At 72.9% G+C, this 15,813-nt stretch carries 10 protein-coding genes; 5 read left to right on the top strand and 5 right to left on the bottom strand.

Annotated features, from left to right (window positions below):
* Positions 1 to 67: 67 nt before the first annotated feature.
* From AB0472_RS42130 to AB0472_RS42115, 4 genes are all read right to left on the bottom strand, one after another.
* Entirely contained in the window at positions 68 to 850 is a 783-nt protein-coding gene (locus AB0472_RS42130; protein WP_366364674.1) for an AfsR/SARP family transcriptional regulator, read from the bottom strand.
* 415 nt (positions 851 to 1,265) lie between these two features.
* Positions 1,266 to 1,958, bottom strand: coding sequence for a response regulator transcription factor (locus AB0472_RS42125; RefSeq protein ID WP_366364673.1), 693 nt, complete (start codon positions 1,956 to 1,958; stop codon positions 1,266 to 1,268).
* Between the two features lie 425 nt (positions 1,959 to 2,383).
* Complete coding sequence (locus AB0472_RS42120; RefSeq protein WP_366364672.1) at positions 2,384 to 3,460, bottom strand: hydrolase; 1,077 nt, start codon at positions 3,458 to 3,460, stop codon at positions 2,384 to 2,386.
* Positions 3,457 to 3,669, bottom strand: a complete 213-nt coding sequence (locus tag AB0472_RS42115) for a hypothetical protein (protein ID WP_366364671.1) — start codon at positions 3,667 to 3,669, stop codon at positions 3,457 to 3,459. Before AB0472_RS42115 ends, AB0472_RS42120 begins: the two co-directional genes overlap by 4 nt.
* A gap of 320 nt (positions 3,670 to 3,989) precedes the next feature.
* On the opposite strand from AB0472_RS42115, the gene AB0472_RS42110 reads away from it, so the two are divergent.
* The 3 genes from AB0472_RS42110 (at position 3,990) to AB0472_RS42100 (ending at position 9,950) form a co-directional block, all read left to right on the top strand.
* Entirely contained in the window at positions 3,990 to 4,973 is a 984-nt protein-coding gene (locus AB0472_RS42110) for a hypothetical protein (protein ID WP_366364670.1), read from the top strand.
* Between the two features lie 145 nt (positions 4,974 to 5,118).
* Positions 5,119 to 7,002: an HSP90 family protein gene (locus AB0472_RS42105; protein ID WP_366364669.1), complete on the top strand. Its 1,884-nt coding sequence runs from the start codon at positions 5,119 to 5,121 to the stop codon at positions 7,000 to 7,002.
* A 2-nt stretch (positions 7,003 to 7,004) separates the two neighbouring features.
* Positions 7,005 to 9,950, top strand: coding sequence for a hypothetical protein (locus tag AB0472_RS42100; RefSeq protein WP_366364668.1), 2,946 nt, complete (start codon positions 7,005 to 7,007; stop codon positions 9,948 to 9,950).
* A 63-nt stretch (positions 9,951 to 10,013) separates the two neighbouring features.
* Here the strand turns inward: AB0472_RS42100 and AB0472_RS42095 are convergent, their stop codons facing one another.
* Positions 10,014 to 11,225 (bottom strand): cytochrome P450, encoded by a 1,212-nt coding sequence (locus tag AB0472_RS42095; RefSeq protein WP_366364667.1) that lies wholly within the window; start codon positions 11,223 to 11,225, stop codon positions 10,014 to 10,016.
* Between the two features lie 124 nt (positions 11,226 to 11,349).
* Here AB0472_RS42095 and AB0472_RS42090 point away from each other — a divergent pair, with 124 nt between their 5' ends.
* Both AB0472_RS42090 and AB0472_RS42085 read left to right on the top strand, forming a co-directional pair.
* On the top strand, positions 11,350 to 12,003 hold the full coding sequence (locus AB0472_RS42090) for a helix-turn-helix domain-containing protein (RefSeq protein ID WP_366364666.1): 654 nt from the start codon (positions 11,350 to 11,352) through the stop codon (positions 12,001 to 12,003).
* Positions 12,004 to 12,333: 330 nt separating this feature from the next.
* A complete protein-coding gene (locus AB0472_RS42085) occupies positions 12,334 to 15,681 on the top strand; it encodes a lectin (RefSeq protein ID WP_366364665.1) in 3,348 nt (1,115 codons plus the stop codon).
* The last annotated feature ends 132 nt before the right edge of the window (positions 15,682 to 15,813 follow it).

Raw genomic sequence — 15,813 nt, 5'->3', positions numbered from 1 at the left:
TCACAGGACGACGGTCCGGGACGGAGCGGTCGCTCCGTCCCGGATCCGGCGGGTGGGTGACGACGGGTCAGCCGGTGCGGAGCAGGGCGGTCACCGAACCGCCGTGCACGCCGTTGAGCACCTCGGCCTGCAGCCGCTGCACCTCCGGCGTCGGCTCCAGGCCCAGCTCGGTCCTGAGCACCTTGCGCAGGTCCTGGTACGCCCGCAGGGCTTCGGCGCGGTAGCCCGCGGCGCGCAGCGAGTCGATCAGCTGCGCGTGCAGCCGTTCGTTGAGCCGGTGCTCGGCGACCAGCGAGCGCAGTTCCGGGATCAGCTCCTGGTGCCGGCCGAGCCGTGCGTCCGCCTGGATGCGCAGTTCGAGCACGCGCAGCCGCAGTTCGCACAGGTGGGCCTTGTGCATGGTCAGCTCCGGCCCGAGGTTGATGTCGGCCAGGGCCTCGCCGCGCCACAGACCGAGTGCCTGCCGCAGCCGTTCGGCGGCCTCCGCGACGTGGCCCTGGCGCCACATGCAGCGCCCCTGTTCCGCCAGCGCGAGGAAGCGCTCGGCGTCGGTCCGCCCGGTGCGCAGTTCGTAGCCCGGTGCCTTGGTGACGATCTCGCAGCGCCGCTCACCCCGCGGCACGGAGTCCAGGATCCGGCGCAGTTGGTAGACGTAGGTCTGCAGGGTGGTGGCCGCACTGCGGGGCGGCCGGTCGTCCCAGAGTTCGGCGAACAGCGTGTCGGTGCTGACCACCCGGTTCGCGTTGAGTGCCAGCAGTGCCAGCACCGCCTTCACCCGCGGCGCGGTCGGTGCCAGGTCGCGCGCGCCGGCGACGACCTCCAATTGACCGAGCACGTGGAATGTGATCACGATCTTTTCCCCCGTTCACAGTTTTCTCGTTCACCTCGATGCGGAATCGATTCACTTTCAACAACTTGCCTGCCGAGCCCGCGGGGTCAACAATGCCCTTTTGGCGAGCGGCGCACCACAATCTCCCAAGGCCCCCTCGAGCCCTGCTTGAGTCCGGGGAACACCGAAAGGAGTAGGTCAAATGCTCCTTTTGATACCGTGGTCGCGGAACTCCGCCATGGGCAGGTAAAATCAGGTGCTCGAATTGTGAATTTCATATTACCCGCCCGGTCGTGTTCCGGGAAAGTCGGTTCAAGTAGTCATCCGGGATGGAATGTCAGCACTGTGCCGAAAAGTGGCGTATGGGGTGCTCCCGGACCGCGGCCGACGGGTGGCCGTGTCTCTTTGGGGGCAGCCTTCGGACGGCTGCGGCGGCTCACCGGCCGCGCCGGGCCGCCGGGGGCTGGATGACCAGGGCGTTGATCGCCTTGTTGACCGCGTCGATGCGCGAGGTGGCACCCAGTTTGGTGAAGATGTTGCGCAGATGGCGCTTGACCGTGGCCTCGGTGATGTCCATTCTGGCCGCGACCTGACGGTTGGTCAGCGCCTCGGCCACCAGGGTCAGCACCGCCAGCTCCCGCGCCGACAGCACGTCGGAGGAGGGCGCGTCCCGGGCCGGGTCCGCGGTCGGCTGGGGCACCGCGGCCGCCTGCCGCGCGGCACCCGACGGCACGGTGATGGTGACCGTCTGCTGCCGCGCGCCCGCGATGTCCCGCACGGTCGACAGCAGCAGGCCCTGGCTGACGCTCTTGTGCAGGTAGGCGCGTACGCCCAGGCCCAGCAGCCGTTGCATGAGCGTCAGGTCGCTCTGCGCGTGCAGCACGACGATGCCCATCGGGTGGCCGCAGCCCAGCAGTTCGCTCACCGTCGACGCCGGGTCCGGGCCGGGCGTTGCGATGTCCAGCAGGACGACGTCCGGCCGGTGCTCGGCGACCGCCCGGACCGCGGACGGACCGGAGCCGACGCCGTACGCCTCCAGATCGGGCTGGGAGTCCAGAACATGACAGAGAGCTTCGCGTGGCAGGCGATGGTCGTCGACGACGACTATCCGCAGAGGTTCCGAAGTCACCTAACCTCCGAAGACGTCCCAGGTGAACCGGTGAGTGCTCGAAATCCGCGCCGGTCCGGACGCCCGGAGAAACGGAAAGATGAATTCCACCTGGTGCGGCGACAGGCCGTCAGGCCACTGATTTCCACGTCTCCCCCTGGATCCCCGTAATCCGGGTTCCCAAGTCTACTGCAGTGGCAATTAAGGGAGCTTGTGGGCGCGAGCGGGAGAACCGGTGGTCCGCGTGGCGCGGCGGCCGGCCGGCGGGCGCCACGAACGGATACCGGATCCCGTGACGGAACAGCGGGACCGGCCCGTTCGGCGCCCGGGGGACCGGTGACGGCACGGGACCCGGCACCGTCGCCCCATCGTGCCGCGTCCGGCCCGGCGTCCGGCCGGATCGTGCGCGGTCCACGGAACGCGTCATCGGCGCCCCACCGGCCGGCCTACGCGCTGCCCGCGGTGTCGAGGCGCAGCGCGGTGTGACTCGCCGCGCAGTGCACGTCGCGCCAGATGCGCTGGAGCGGCTCGTCCTGCGCCTGCGCGCCGCAGCCGGCCGAACGGAACAGCCGTTCCACCGCGTCGACCAGTCGGTCCGCGGCCAGCGCGCAGTCCCGCCGGGCGCGGGCCGGTTCGCCCCCGCCGCCGGGGCCGCCGTCGCCGGCCAGTGCCACGCGGCGCAGCAGCAGGGCCGCGCTCTCGATCTCCCCCTCGGCCCGTGCCAGCACGCTCCGCGCCGGCCGGCCGTCGGCGGGCGAGGGCGGCCTCCCGGCGGTCTGACCGGCCGACCGCGCCGACCAGGACCGTACGGCCGCGCGCGCCGCGCCGAGCGCGGGGGCGGCGAACAACGTGCCGCTGACCGCGCGCAGCCTGGCGGTGTGGCACGGGGCGTCGGAGCCGACGGCCCGGCCCTGCCGGACGGCCCCGCGCGCGACGGACCGGTGCCCGGGGACGAACACCCCGTCCACGACCAGGGTGTTGCTGCCCGTGGCCCGCAGGCCGACGTTGAACCACGTGTCCACGACCCGGTAGTCCCGGCACGGCACGGCGAAGAGCCTGGCCACCGCCCGCTCCCCGCGCGGCACCAGCGCGCACACGAGTGTCCAGTCGGCGAGGTCCACACCGCTCACCAGCGGCCACTCCCCGGTGAGCCGCCAGCCACCGGCCTCGGGGACGGCGCGTCCGCCCGGGTTGAGTGCGCCCGCGACCACGGTCTCGGCGCCGGTGGACCACAGCTCGCGCTGCCCTTCCTCCGGGAGGTACACGCCCATCCGGGCGGCGCCGGCCACGACCGCGGCGATCCAGGCGGCGGAGGTGCAGCCCTCGCCCACCGCGGACACCGCGTCCAGGAGTTCCCCGAAGCCGCCCGCCCGTCCGCCCCAGCGGGCCGGCACGAAGTGCCGGGAGAAGCCGGCCGCGACCAGGGCGGCCACGACCTCGCCGGGCAGCCGCCGCGCGCGGTCCGCGGACACGGCGTGCCGGGCGGCCAGTTCGGCGGCCTCCCGCACCTCGCGCCCGTTCACTCCGGTGCCAGGCCGGACAGCTGACGGTGGGTGAGGTCGAAGACGCCGCCCAGGAGGCCGGCCAGGGTGCGCTCGCCCAGGTCCGGTCCGACGGGGGCCTGTGCCTGATCGAGCGTACGGTCCGGGCGGGGATCGCCGTCGCCGTACCCGTCCCGCCGTGCCGGTACCGGTCCGCGGATCACCTCGAGCGCCGTCACGTCCATCGCCATGCACCTCCGCGGCACCGCGTCCGATTCCCGGGGCACCCCCGGCAGCATCAGATACTCGTCCCGGCTGCTGGAGGGCGGCTGGACCCGCGGTCGACCCCGATCCACGGGCCCGGCGGCAGCACCGGCCGATGCCTCGTTCCCGGAGCCTTCGAGGGGACCCCTGCCGGACGCCGGCCCCCGCGGTGGCGGGTGCGCCCGGCGTCCGCCGCCGCCGACCGTCCGGTCGCCGTGCGCCACCGGTGGAAACTCTGTGGAAGTGCTGTCGGTGGTGGCCCTTATGCTGCACCCGATGATCACGCGGATCTTGGGGAGGGCGCGGCATGTTCGGCAAGCTGTTCGGCAGAGGCGGGGAGAGAACGGCGGCGGATCCGCACGCACTTCCCGTGCCGCGCAGGCAGAACGGGGTGTACAAGCTGCAGTCCCTGGGGGACACCCGGGTCATGGCGCTGCTGGTCGCCGCGGAGTCGGGTGACTGGGACGCGGTCAGGATGGCGTCGGCCCACTTCGATCTCGGCCGCGACCACCAGGTGCTGGGCGAACTCTCCGACGTGGACGGCCTGCAGGACTGGATCGGCCGCGCCGTCGAGGAGGACAAGGAGCACCGGGCCACGGCCCTGCTGATATCCGGGGCGCGGCACGTCAGCTGGGGCTGGGAGGCGCGCACCTCCGCGCGGGCGACGAACGTCTCGCGGGAGCAGTGGCGCGTCTTCTACGACCGGTTGCAGATCGCCGAGGAGCACCTGCTCGAAGCCGCCGAGCTGCGGCCGGAGTGGATCACGCCGTGGCGGCGCCTGCTCACCTCGGGCCGCGGCATGTCGGTCGGCGACGCCGTCAACGAGGCGCGGCTCGACGCCGCCCTGCGCCGCGACCCGCTGGACCTGGCGACCCACATCGAGTGGGTGTCGCACCTCCAGCCCCGGTGGCACGGAAAGCCGGGCCAGGCCCTGGAGTTCGCGCGCACCGCGGCCGCGGGCGCGCCCGACGGCCACCACCTCGGCTGCGTCGTCGCCATGGCCCATATCGAGGACTGGGTGGAGTCGGACGACAAGAACTGCCTCGACACCCCCGAGATCCAGAGCGAGTTGAGGGACGCGGCCAAGCGCAGCATCCTCCACCCCGGCTACCGGCGGCGCCCGGGCTGGCAGGAGGACTTCAACATCTTCGCCATGGCCCTGTCGCTGTCGGCCGAGAGCGTCGTGGCCCCCCGCGTCTACCACGAGCTGGACGGCGCCTGGACCCGGTGGCCCTGGGTCTACATGGCACAGCCGGAGAAGACGTACGCCCGCTTCCGGCGCCGCGCCTGAACCGGCCACCGTCACCGGCGCCGCGCCTGAACCGGCCGCCGTCACCGGCGTCGTGCCTGAACCGGCCGCCGTCACCGGCGCCTCTCGCGCCGCTCGGCGCACCTTCCGCCCGCCAGCCCTCGAACACCCCACCCCGGACTCTGTGATGACTCTGCCCCACGCCCCCGCGAGCCCGGCCGGCGCCGACCGCACCTTCCAGGTGGACCTGCGCGGCCTCGTCGACCTCCTCTCCCACCACCTCTACTCCAGCCCCCGCGTCTACCTGCGCGAACTCCTGCAGAACGCGGTGGACGCGCTGACCGCCCGGCACGGCCTCGCACCGGGCGCCGCCGCCGACGCTTTCGGCATCCGCCTGTACGCCGACGGTTCGGTGGTCCGGGTGGAGGACGACGGCGTCGGCCTCACCGAGGCCGACGTGCACACCTTCCTCGCCACCATCGGCCGCAGCAGCAAGCGCGCCATGGGGGTCCCCCCGGCCGAGCCCATTCGAGGCTGGGGGAAGGTGGCCGAGCAACGCGCCGACTTCATCGGCCAGTTCGGCATCGGTCTGCTCTCCTGCTTCCTGGTCGCCGACGAGATCCACGTCGTCAGCCGGTCCGCCCGCACGCCCGACGCCCCCGCCGTGGAGTGGCGGGGCCGCGGCGACGGCAGCTACACCGTCCGCACCCTGCCCGCCACCGCCCGGCCCCGGCCCGGCACCACCGTCACCCTCACGCCCCGCGCGGACGCGGGGGAGTGGACCAGGCCGGTCGAGGTGCAGGCGCTCGCCCGGCACTTCGGTTCCCTGCTGCGCCACCCCGTGACCTTCGACGACGGTGCCGGCGGCCCCGCCGCACCCGTCAACCCCGAGCCCGCACCCTGGGCGCGTGGCTACCCCACACCCGGCGCCCGCTCCCGAGCGCTGGCCGCCTACGGCGAGGAGGTCTTCGGCTTCACACCGCTGGACACCATCGAGCTGGACCTGCCGGCCGTGGGGCTGAAGGGCATCGCGTGCGTGCTCCCCGAGGCGGTGCCGGCCGGGCGCCGCCACGGCCATCGCGTGCACGTCAAGGGCATGCTGCTGTCCGAGCAGGCCGAGGAGATCCTGCCCGAGTGGGCGTTCTTCGTCCGCTGCGTCCTCGACGCCGAGAGCCTGCGCCCGACCGCGTCCCGCGAGTCGCTGTACGAGGACGACACCCTCGCCGCGGTCCGTGACGCCCTCGCCGAACGGCTGCGCGGCTGGATCTCCCGGACCGCCGCCAGCGACCCCGAACTCCTCGGCCGCTTCCTGCAGACCCACCACCTGGCCGTCAAGTCGCTGGCCGTGCACGACGACGAGATCCTGCGAATGCTGCTGCCGTGGCTGCCGTTCGAGACCACCGACGGACACGCCACCCTCGACGAGTTCGCGCGCACCCACCGCACCGTCCTCGTCACCTCCAGCGTGGAGGAGTTCCGGCAGGTAGCGGCGATCGCCGGGGCCGCCGGGCTCGGTGTCGTCAACGGCGGGTACACCTACGACCGCGAACTCGTCCACCGGCTGCCGGAGATCAGGCCCGAGATCGCCGTCGCCGACCTCGACCCGGGCACCCTCACCGCCCACCTGGACCCCGTCGACCGGGAGACGGAGCTCGCCGCCGCGGCCTACCTCGCGCAGGCCCGCGACGCCCTCGTCGTCTTCGACTGCGACGTCGCCCTGCGCACCTTCCAGCCCGCCTCCGCCCCCGCCCTCCTCCTCGACAGCCGAGAGGCCCGGCACGAGCGCACCCGCTCCCAGCTCGCCCGCGAGCAGCAGGGCGGCGTGTGGGGCGACATCCTCGGCCACCTGCGCCAGGAGGCCCCGCGCGCCCAGCTGATCCTCAACCAGCTCAACCCGCTGGTCCGCACCGCGGTCTCCATCGACGAGCCCGAACTGGCCCGGACCAGCGCCGAAGCCCTCTACGGGCAGGCCGCGATGCTGTCCCGGCGCCCGCTCAGGCCCGCCGAGTCGAGCCTCATCAACCGCTCCTTCCTCGATCTCCTCGCCCACGCCCTCCGCAAGGACAGCTGACGATGCCGACCGCACCCACTTCCCGGAATCCCCAGAACACGGACGAGCTCTACCAGGCGCTCCAGGAGAACGACCGGCGCCCCTACGGCCGTACCCGCACCGTCACGGCCGAGGAACTGGCCGAGGCCGCCGAGCAGTTCGCGGAACCCCGGCCGCTCGTCCACGCCCTCCTCGAACTGCAGGAGGCCTACACCTACGGCTCCGAACCGCGTAAGTCGCCCGTCGTCTTCGCCCGTCTGCTGACCCTCTTCGACGAGCAGCCCGACGTCTTCGACGAGCGGCTGCGGCACATGCTGTTCTGGCGGTTCAAGTGGGTGGCGAACGCCCTGATCGCGCTGCCCGAGGTCCCCCTGACCAGTCTGCGCCAGTGGCTGACCGAGATGCGCGACCGCTACGAGAAGGCCGGTCTCGAACTCCAGCCCTGCTACGCCCAGGCCTACCGGATGGCCGCCCACGTCGGCGAGGACACCGACCTCGCCTACGAACTGTGGGCGGGGCGCACCCGTACCCAGCTCAGCGACTGCGAGGCCTGCGAGATCTGCGAGCGTGCCCTGTACCACCTCGACGCCGGCGACGACGAGCGGTCGCTGCGCACCTGGGAGCCCGTCCTGGACGGGAAGGAGTCCTGCCAGGAGGAGCCCGCCCGCTCCGTCTCGTACGCACTGCTCCCCCTGCTGCGCACCGGCGCCGCCGACCGGGCCCGCGCCCTGCACCTCACCGGCTACCGCGCCTGCCGTCGCAACCCCTCGATGTCCGGCGAGGTCGGCCGCCACCTGGAGTTCTGCGCGCTCACCGGCAACGAGGCACGCGGCCTGGAACTCCTCGCGGAGAACCGGAACCTGTTCGACGAGGTCGACTCGCCGCTGGACCTGCTCGGCTTCCTCACCGGCGTCGAGGTCCTCCTCCAGCGCGTCGAATCCCTCGGCCACGGCGAGCTGCCCGCCGCCGGATACCCGGGCCGCACCTGGACGGTGGCCGCCCTGCGCGCCGAGGTGCGCGGCCGTGCCGACGACCTCGCCGCCCGCTTCGACGCCCGCAACGGCACCACGGCCCACGCCGACCGGCGGCGGACCCGCCTCGACCGCGCCCCGCTCCTCGACGCACTCGAACTGACCCTGCGCACCCGCGGCCTCGACGACGTGGCCCCGGCGGCCGCCCCCGCCCGCCCGGCCGACGCCGTGCCCGAGTCGCTGACCGAACTCATCGTCCGGGCACGGCAGCTGGACGAGGAGGGACATCCGGACGCGGCGGCCTGCTGGGACCGGCTGCGCACCCTCGTGGCCGCCCCCGGCTACGCCCACCCCGACGACCCGGCCGCGGGACCGCCGGCACGGCTGCGTGCGGACCTGCTGGCGGACGAGGCGGGCCGGGCGGGCGAGAAGGAGGAGTTCGACGCGGCGGCCGCCCTGTACGAGGCGGCGGCGGACCGGTACGACGAGGCCGGGGCACCGGGCCACGCCGCGCTCGCCCGCGCCTGCGCGCTGCTGCCGGCGGGCGGGCTGCCCGGGGAGCACGGCGACGGTCCCGAGGCGCAGGCCGCCGCGCTGACCGCCGCCCACGCGGCCCTCGTCCGGCTGCACGAGGAGGCGGCCGGTCTCGCCCCCTACCAGGAGGCGCGGCTGCTGCGGCTGCGGGCGACCGCGCTCGGCATGCGGCTGCAGGCGTCGAGGGACGAGGAGCACGTCGCGCCGGTCCTCGCCGAGGTGGACCTGCTGCTCGCCTTCGCCACCCGGCACGACATCACCGGACAGGTCTCCGGTGCCCGGCTGCTGCGGGCCAGCACGTACGCCGTCTCCGGCGACCTGCCCGCCGCGATCGCGGAGATCGACGCCCTGCTCGACCTGCTGAAGGCCGCCGGTCCGGCCTGGCACCTGCCCCGCACGCTCGCCCTGCGCGGCCGGATCCAGCTCGGCCTCAAGGACCCGCGGGCCGCGCACGCGGACCTGACCGAGGGCCTGCGACAGGCAGCCGACTGGCCGTCCAACGCCGGCGGCATCGCCCGCCTCCACAGCGATCTGGCCGAGGCGTCCATGCGCCTGGGCCGTCCCGACGAGGCGCTGCGGCACCTGACCCGCTCCGCGGAGCTGGAACTGCGCCGCGGCAGCCGGACGGACGCGTTCTGCACCTACAGCAACGCGGCCCAGCTCAGCCTCGACCTGGGCCGAGTCGAGGACTGCATCGCGCTGCTCGACTCCCTGCTGGCCGAACCGGACATCGCCGCCGGGGAGGTGGACGACCGGCTCGTCGCCCAGCTGCGCCTGAACCGCGCCCGCGCACTGCACGCGGGGGAGGACCTCAAGGCCGCCGCCGCGGAGTACGCCGCCCTCGCGGCCGAGTCGGCCGGCTGGGACGACGACCCCGGGAGCCACGCCATGATCGCCGCGGAGACCGCCATGATCCTGGCCGAGTCCGGCGCGTTCGGCCGCGCCCGCGAGGCCGCGGACCAGGCCCTCGCCGCGCACGCCCGGACCCCGCGCTACGAGCAGCTCAGCAGCTGCCTGCGCGAACTCGCCCGCCTGCAGGCCCAGCACCAGGGAGCCGAGGGCCTGCCCGACGCGCTGGCCCTGCTCGCCGAGGCGGGCCGGATCGCCGACGAGGCCCGCGCCTCGGGGTACCGGGCCAAGGGCCGCGACCTGGACAGCGCCCTCGCCTACGAACACGGCCGGGTCAATGCCTACGCCCGCGAGTACGAGACCGCCCTGACCGCGTTGGACAAGGCCCTCACCCTGCTCGGCGAACCCGAAGCGGAGTCCCACGACAGGGAGCACGTCGGCGAGTGGGCCGAGTGCGTCCGGCTCGCCGCCGTCGTGGAGGGCCTCTACCTGGAGCGCCCCGAGCCCGCCCTCGCCCGGATCGACGGGGCGGTCGCCCGGCTCACCGCCGTGGGCCACACCGAGGAGACGGAACCCCTGACCACCCTCGCGGCCCGGCTGCGCGACGAGGGGTGACCCGGCGGCCGCGGCCCGGCCCGGCGGCCGGCCCGTGGCCACACCCCTGTCCGGGCGGAGTCCTCACCAGGTCACGGGCAGCTCGCGGACCCCGCCGGTGAGGGTGGTGCGCAGCGCGAGGTCGTCGACGTCCTTGGCGAGCCGCAGACCGGGCAGGCGCTCGGCCAGGGCGGCGAAGACGATGCGCAGCTCGGTGCGGGCCAGGCTCGCCCCGATGCAGAAGTGCGGGCCGTGGCCGAATCCGAGGTGGTTGCGTTCCGGACGGTCGGGGTCGAAGGTCTCGGCGTCGGTGTAGACGGACGCGTCGCGGTTGGCCGAGTTGATGGAGAGGATCACGGCGTCGCCGGTGCGGATGGTGACGCCGGCGACGTCGACGTCGGTGTGGGCGTAGCGCAGCAGACCGAGGTCACCGGGCGCGCCCAGGCGCATGATCTCCTCGACGGTGACGTTGACGCGGCCGGCCGGGTCGGCGGTCAGCGCCCGCCACTGGTCGGGCCGGGTGAGCAGGAAGAGCGTACCGAGGCCGATGCGGTTGACGGTCGTCTCGTGCCCGGCGAACAGCAGCCCGACGCAGAGCCGGATCATCTCCGAGTAGTCGAAGTCCGCGTCGGCGCTCTGGGCGCGCACCAGGTCGGAGATGACGTCCTCGCCCGGCCGGGCGCGTTTGGCCTCGGCGAGCGTGGCCATGTAGTCGTTGAACTCGTCCCGGGCTCGCTCGGCCTCGTCGCCGATGGCGTGGTCGGCCATCCGCTCCGACAGCGAGGCGAAGTACTCGCGGTCGGTCTCGGGCGCGCCGAGCAGCCGGCAGATGACCGCGACGGGCACCGGGAAGGCCAGCCCGGCATGCAGGTCGACCACCCCGTCGGGGGCGGCGGCCCGCTCGGCGAGCAGCCGGTCGATGCAGCCGTCCACCAGCTGCCGCACGTGATCGGAGAGCATCACCATGCGCCGGGCGGAGAAGGCCGGGGTCAGCAGCCGGCGCATCCGGGTGTGGTCGGCCTCCTCGGTGGCGTAGTTGCCCGAGGGGCCCTCCTGCACCGCGGCGCTCGTGATGCGGGACGCCCGCTCCGGTTCGGGATGGGAGCGGCCCAGCCGCTTGTCGCCGAGGAGGTCGCGGACCTCCTCGAAACGGGTGACCAGCCAGGCCGGATCCCCGGCCGGTGTGGTGACCGGCGTGATCGGCGCCTCCCGGCGCAGCACCTCGTAGAGGGGTGCGAGATCGAGCACGTTCGGCCGTGCGAAGGGAAGTCGGGAACGCTCGGCGGCACCGTTCATGGTCCTCCTCCTGGACCTCGGAACGCGATCTTCCGGCACGTCGACCGTAACATTTTATTGTCAGTCACTGCCAATAATGTTTTCGGCCAGTCGACCCGCGGCCTCGGCGTGGTTGGATCGCCCGATGGAGGACGTGACGGTGGACAGCGGCCAGATGGCGCCCCGCCGGGGACGGCCCCCGGTGAGCGACCGGCAACGGCAGCGGCAGCGCCTGGACATCTCCCGGCACGCGGTCCGGCTGTTCGCCGCGCAAGGAGTTGCCGCCACCTCCGGCGAGCAGATCGCGCGGGCGGCCGGCGTCTCGGAGCGCACGCTGTGGCGCCACTTCCCCGGCAAGGAGAGCTGTGTGGAGCCGCTGCTCACCCAGTCGATCGCGGCCTTCCAGGCCGTCCTGCACGCCTGGCCGCCCGGCGTCGACCTCACCGAGCACCTGCGCACCGCGTACCAGCCCGCGCTCGACGCGTCGTCCGGCGGGGACGCCGAGGCGGTGCTCACCGTGGTCCGGCTGACCCACGACGAGCCCGCGCTGCGGGCCGTCTACCTGGTGCTCCGGGAGCGTGCCGAGGACACGTTCGCCGACGTGCTCGCCGAACGTGCGGGCGGGGCCGCGGGCCCGCTCGACGTGCGGATGCGGGCCGCCACCATGAGCGCGGTCCTCAAGGTGGCCACCGACGACCTGGCCCGCGCCGTGGCCGCGGAGGGCGTCACCCCCGAGGCGCTGCGCCGGCACCGCGAACAGCTCGCCGACGCGCTCAGCCTGGTCACCCGGGGGCTGTAGGGGCGTTGCCCGGGGGCCGTAACTCCCGCAAGCGACACCGGCATCGGGCCCGGCACACGCCTCTCGGTGAACTTCGCACCCAGAAAGTCCTGTTGGCCTCGTTGACATCCCGCAAGCGCAGGCGTTTCACTCAACTCTCGTGCATGGCAACGTTGTCAGGCCGCCGTGGGGGCGACCGGGTTCGTTGCCTGTCGCCGGCATTCCGGTGTTTCTCGGCGCGCCGACACCTGATGTGCGAAGCACGAACTGCTGCGGAGGCAACCGATGGTGAGACCCCGACGTTCAGCCGCTCCACCCTCCACCCGAGCGGGATTGCGCAGGCGCCTCGCCGTGGCCTGCGTCCTGGGCATGGCGGCCCTGCCGCTCACGGCGACGGGAAACGCCGTGGCCGCGAGTGCCAAGGCGCCCGCCCTCGTGACGGACCCCGCGTCCCTCGTCAACCCCCTCATCGGCACCTCCGGTGCGGTGGACACCTTCCCCGGCCCCGACATGCCGGCCGGCATGGTGCAGTGGGGCCCCGACACGACGCCGAACCGCCCCGACGGCGGCGGCTACGAGTACGCCGACAAGAAGATCTCCGGCTTCAGCCTCACCCACGTCTCGGGACCGGGCTGCCCGGTCGCCGGCGACCTGCCCGTGCTGCCGGTGACCGGCGCGCTCTCGGGCGACCTCGGCGGCACCTCCGTCGGCTTCAGCCACACCGACGAGCAGGCCGCCGTCGGGTCGTACAAGGTCACCGACGCGAGCGGCGTGAAGACCGAGCTGACCGACACCACCCGCGCCGGGATCGGCACCTTCACCTTCCCGGCGGGACAGCAGGCCAACCTGCTGTTCAAGCTCAGCGGGGGCGCCACCCAGGTGGACGGGACCCGCGTCCAGGTGGTGAACGGCAAGGAGATCAGCGGAGCGATCGACAGCGGCCACTTCTGCGGCGCGGGCAACCGGTACACGCTGCACTTCGACATCAAGTTCGACCGGCCGTTCGCCGCGAGCGGCACCTGGGTCGGCTCCACCATCACCCCCGACGCGAAGTCGCTGAAGGCGGGCAAGGTCGGCCAGACCCCGCAGAAGTCCACGTCGAAGCCGCTGAAGGAGAAGCACTTCACCGTCCCGGCGAAGCCGGCCCCGACGATTCACGGGAGCACTGCCAAGGCTTCCGCCACGGCCTCCGCAGCACCGAGCGCCGGTCCGGCGTCCCGGCTGTCGAAGGCCGCCCGGGCCGCCCAGCCGCCCACGACCGGCGCCAACGGCATGTACCTGACCTTCGACACCTCCGCGAACACCACGGTCACGGCGAAGGTCGGCATCTCGTACACGAGCGACGCCAACGCGGCGGCCAACCTCACCACCGAGATCAAGAACTGGAACGTCGGCGCCGTCGAGAAGGCCAACCACGACGCCTGGAACGCGGTGCTGAAGAAGATCGAGGTGGGCGGCGGATCCGCCGACCAGCAGACGCAGTTCTACACCGCGCTCTACCACGCCCTGCTGCACCCGAACGTCTTCTCCGACGCCAACGGCCAGTACATGGGCATGGACAACCAGGTCCACAAGCTGGCCAAGGGCCAGCAGGCCCAGTACGCCAACTACTCGGGCTGGGACACCTACCGCTCCCAGACCCAGCTGATGGCCCTGGTCGAGCCCAAGGTCGCCAGTGACGTCGTCACCTCGATGCTCAACGGCTACGACCAGACGGGCCTGCTGCCCAAGTGGGCCTCGAACAACGGCGAGAGCTACGTGATGGTCGGCGACCCGGCCGCCGGCATCATCGCCGACGCGTACGCCTTCGGCGCCACCGACTTCGACACGGCCAAGGCCCTCGCCGCCCTCCAGCACGAGGCCACCGTCCCGAACAACGACCGCCCCGGCGAGTCCGTGCGGGACGCCAAGGGCTACCTCCCGCTCGACGAGAACGACTACAACTGCTGCAACTTCTACGGCCCGGTCTCCACCCAGCTGGAGTACGACAGCGCCGACTACGCCCTCGCCGCCTTCGCGAAGTCGCTCGGCAGGACGGACGTCTACACCAAGTTCGCCACCCGCGCCCAGGACTGGATGAACGTCTTCAACCCGCAGACCGGCTACATGCAGGCCAAGAACAAGAACGGCCAGTTCGCCGGCGGCTTCACCCCGGGCACCTCCAACGGCTTCGTGGAGGGCACCTCCGCCCAGTACACCCCCATGGTCCCCTTCAACCTGCAACAGCTCATCCAGGCCCGCGGCGGCACCAAGGCGTACTCGTCCTACCTGGACAGCCTCCTCGACGACATCACCAGCCCCGGCGGCACCGACGCCGACCTGAGCAACGAGCCCAGCGTCGAGATCCCCTGGGAGTACAACTACACCGGTGAGCCCTGGAAGACCCAGGCGGCCGTCCGCACGGCCCAGCAGGGCCTCTACTTCAACGCCCCGGTCGGCTCCTTCGGCAACGACGACCTCGGCGCCATGAGCTCCTGGTACGTCTGGTCCGAGCTCGGCATGTACCCGGAGACCCCGGGCACCGACACGCTGGTGCTCGGCAGCCCGGCGTTCCCGGCCGCCCAGGTGACCCTCGGCAACGGCAGGACGGTCCGGATCAACGCGCCGCAGGCCGCGCCCGACGCGCCGTACGTGCAGTCCCTGAACGTCAAGGGCAAGGCCTGGAACACCTCCTGGCTGTCGCTCCCGCAGTTCAAGGGCGCGGGCACGCTCGACTACACGCTCGGCAGCCGGCCGAACACCTCCTGGGCGTCCGGCCCGTCGGCGGTGCCGCCGTCGGACACCACGGGCGGCGGCCGGGTGCTGGCGGCGACCGGTCCCAGCAACGGCCTGGTCCTCCAGCCGGGCGCGGGCGACAACGCCACCCTCGACCTGACCAACCTCGGCAGCAAGGCCGTCACGGTCGACTGGACGGCGACCGCGCCCTCCGGCGTCACCCTGGACACCGCCTCCGGCTCACTGACGGTGCCCGCCTCGGGCAGCGCGGAGGCCAAGGTGCACGTCACGGCCGGCGCGACGGAGGGGACCTACCCGGTCACCTTCGCCCTGACCGACCACGGCACGGGTACGGCACTGTCCGGGGCGAGCCTGCGGGTGGCGGTGGCCAAGGCCGGTGCGCTGTGGCCGTACAACACCAACGAGGGCATCTACCCCGACGGCTCCACCTACTCGGGCGGGTTCGACGGCGGCGGCTGGGCCTACTCGCAGAACGCGCTGTCGGCGGCCGGCGTCAGCAGCGGCTCCACCCTCACGGTGGACGGAATCTCCTACACCTGGCCGACGGCGACGTCCGGGCAGCTCGACAACCTGGAGATGGCCGGGCAGACGATCCCGATGCCGGCCGGGACCTCGGGGTCGTCACTGGGCCTGCTGGGCTCCGCGGTCAACGCCCCGACCGACGGCAGCGGGGTCTCGGGCACCCTGACCGTCACCTACACCGACGGGACCACCTCCCGGGCGACGGTCGGCTTCTCCGACTGGACGCTCAACGGCGGGCCGAGCAAGCCGCTGCCGGGTGACACGACGGCCGTGACCACCGGCTACCGGAACACCGGGAGCGGCGGCCGCGACGGCGTGAAGACCTACGTCTTCGCGACGAAGGTCGCGCTGGACCCGTCCAAGCAGGTGGCGTCGGTGACGCTGCCGGTGACCGGCCAGACCGGCACCGACCACCTGTTCGCCTACGGCTTCGGCCAGTAGGACGCACGGCGGCACACACGAGGGGGCCGGTTCCCCGGGCACGCGTGAGAAACCCAGGTAGTTCAGTTTCTTGTCGCCGAGCGCCTGGCGGATGACGTCCAGGTCCCGGGAGGCGTTCACGGTTCCTATGTG

The sequence above is a fragment of the Streptomyces sp. NPDC086777 genome, assembly GCF_040702065.1.
Taxonomy (GTDB): Bacteria; Actinomycetota; Actinomycetes; order Streptomycetales; family Streptomycetaceae; genus Streptomyces.
This window is presented reverse-complemented; position numbering and strand designations above follow the sequence as displayed.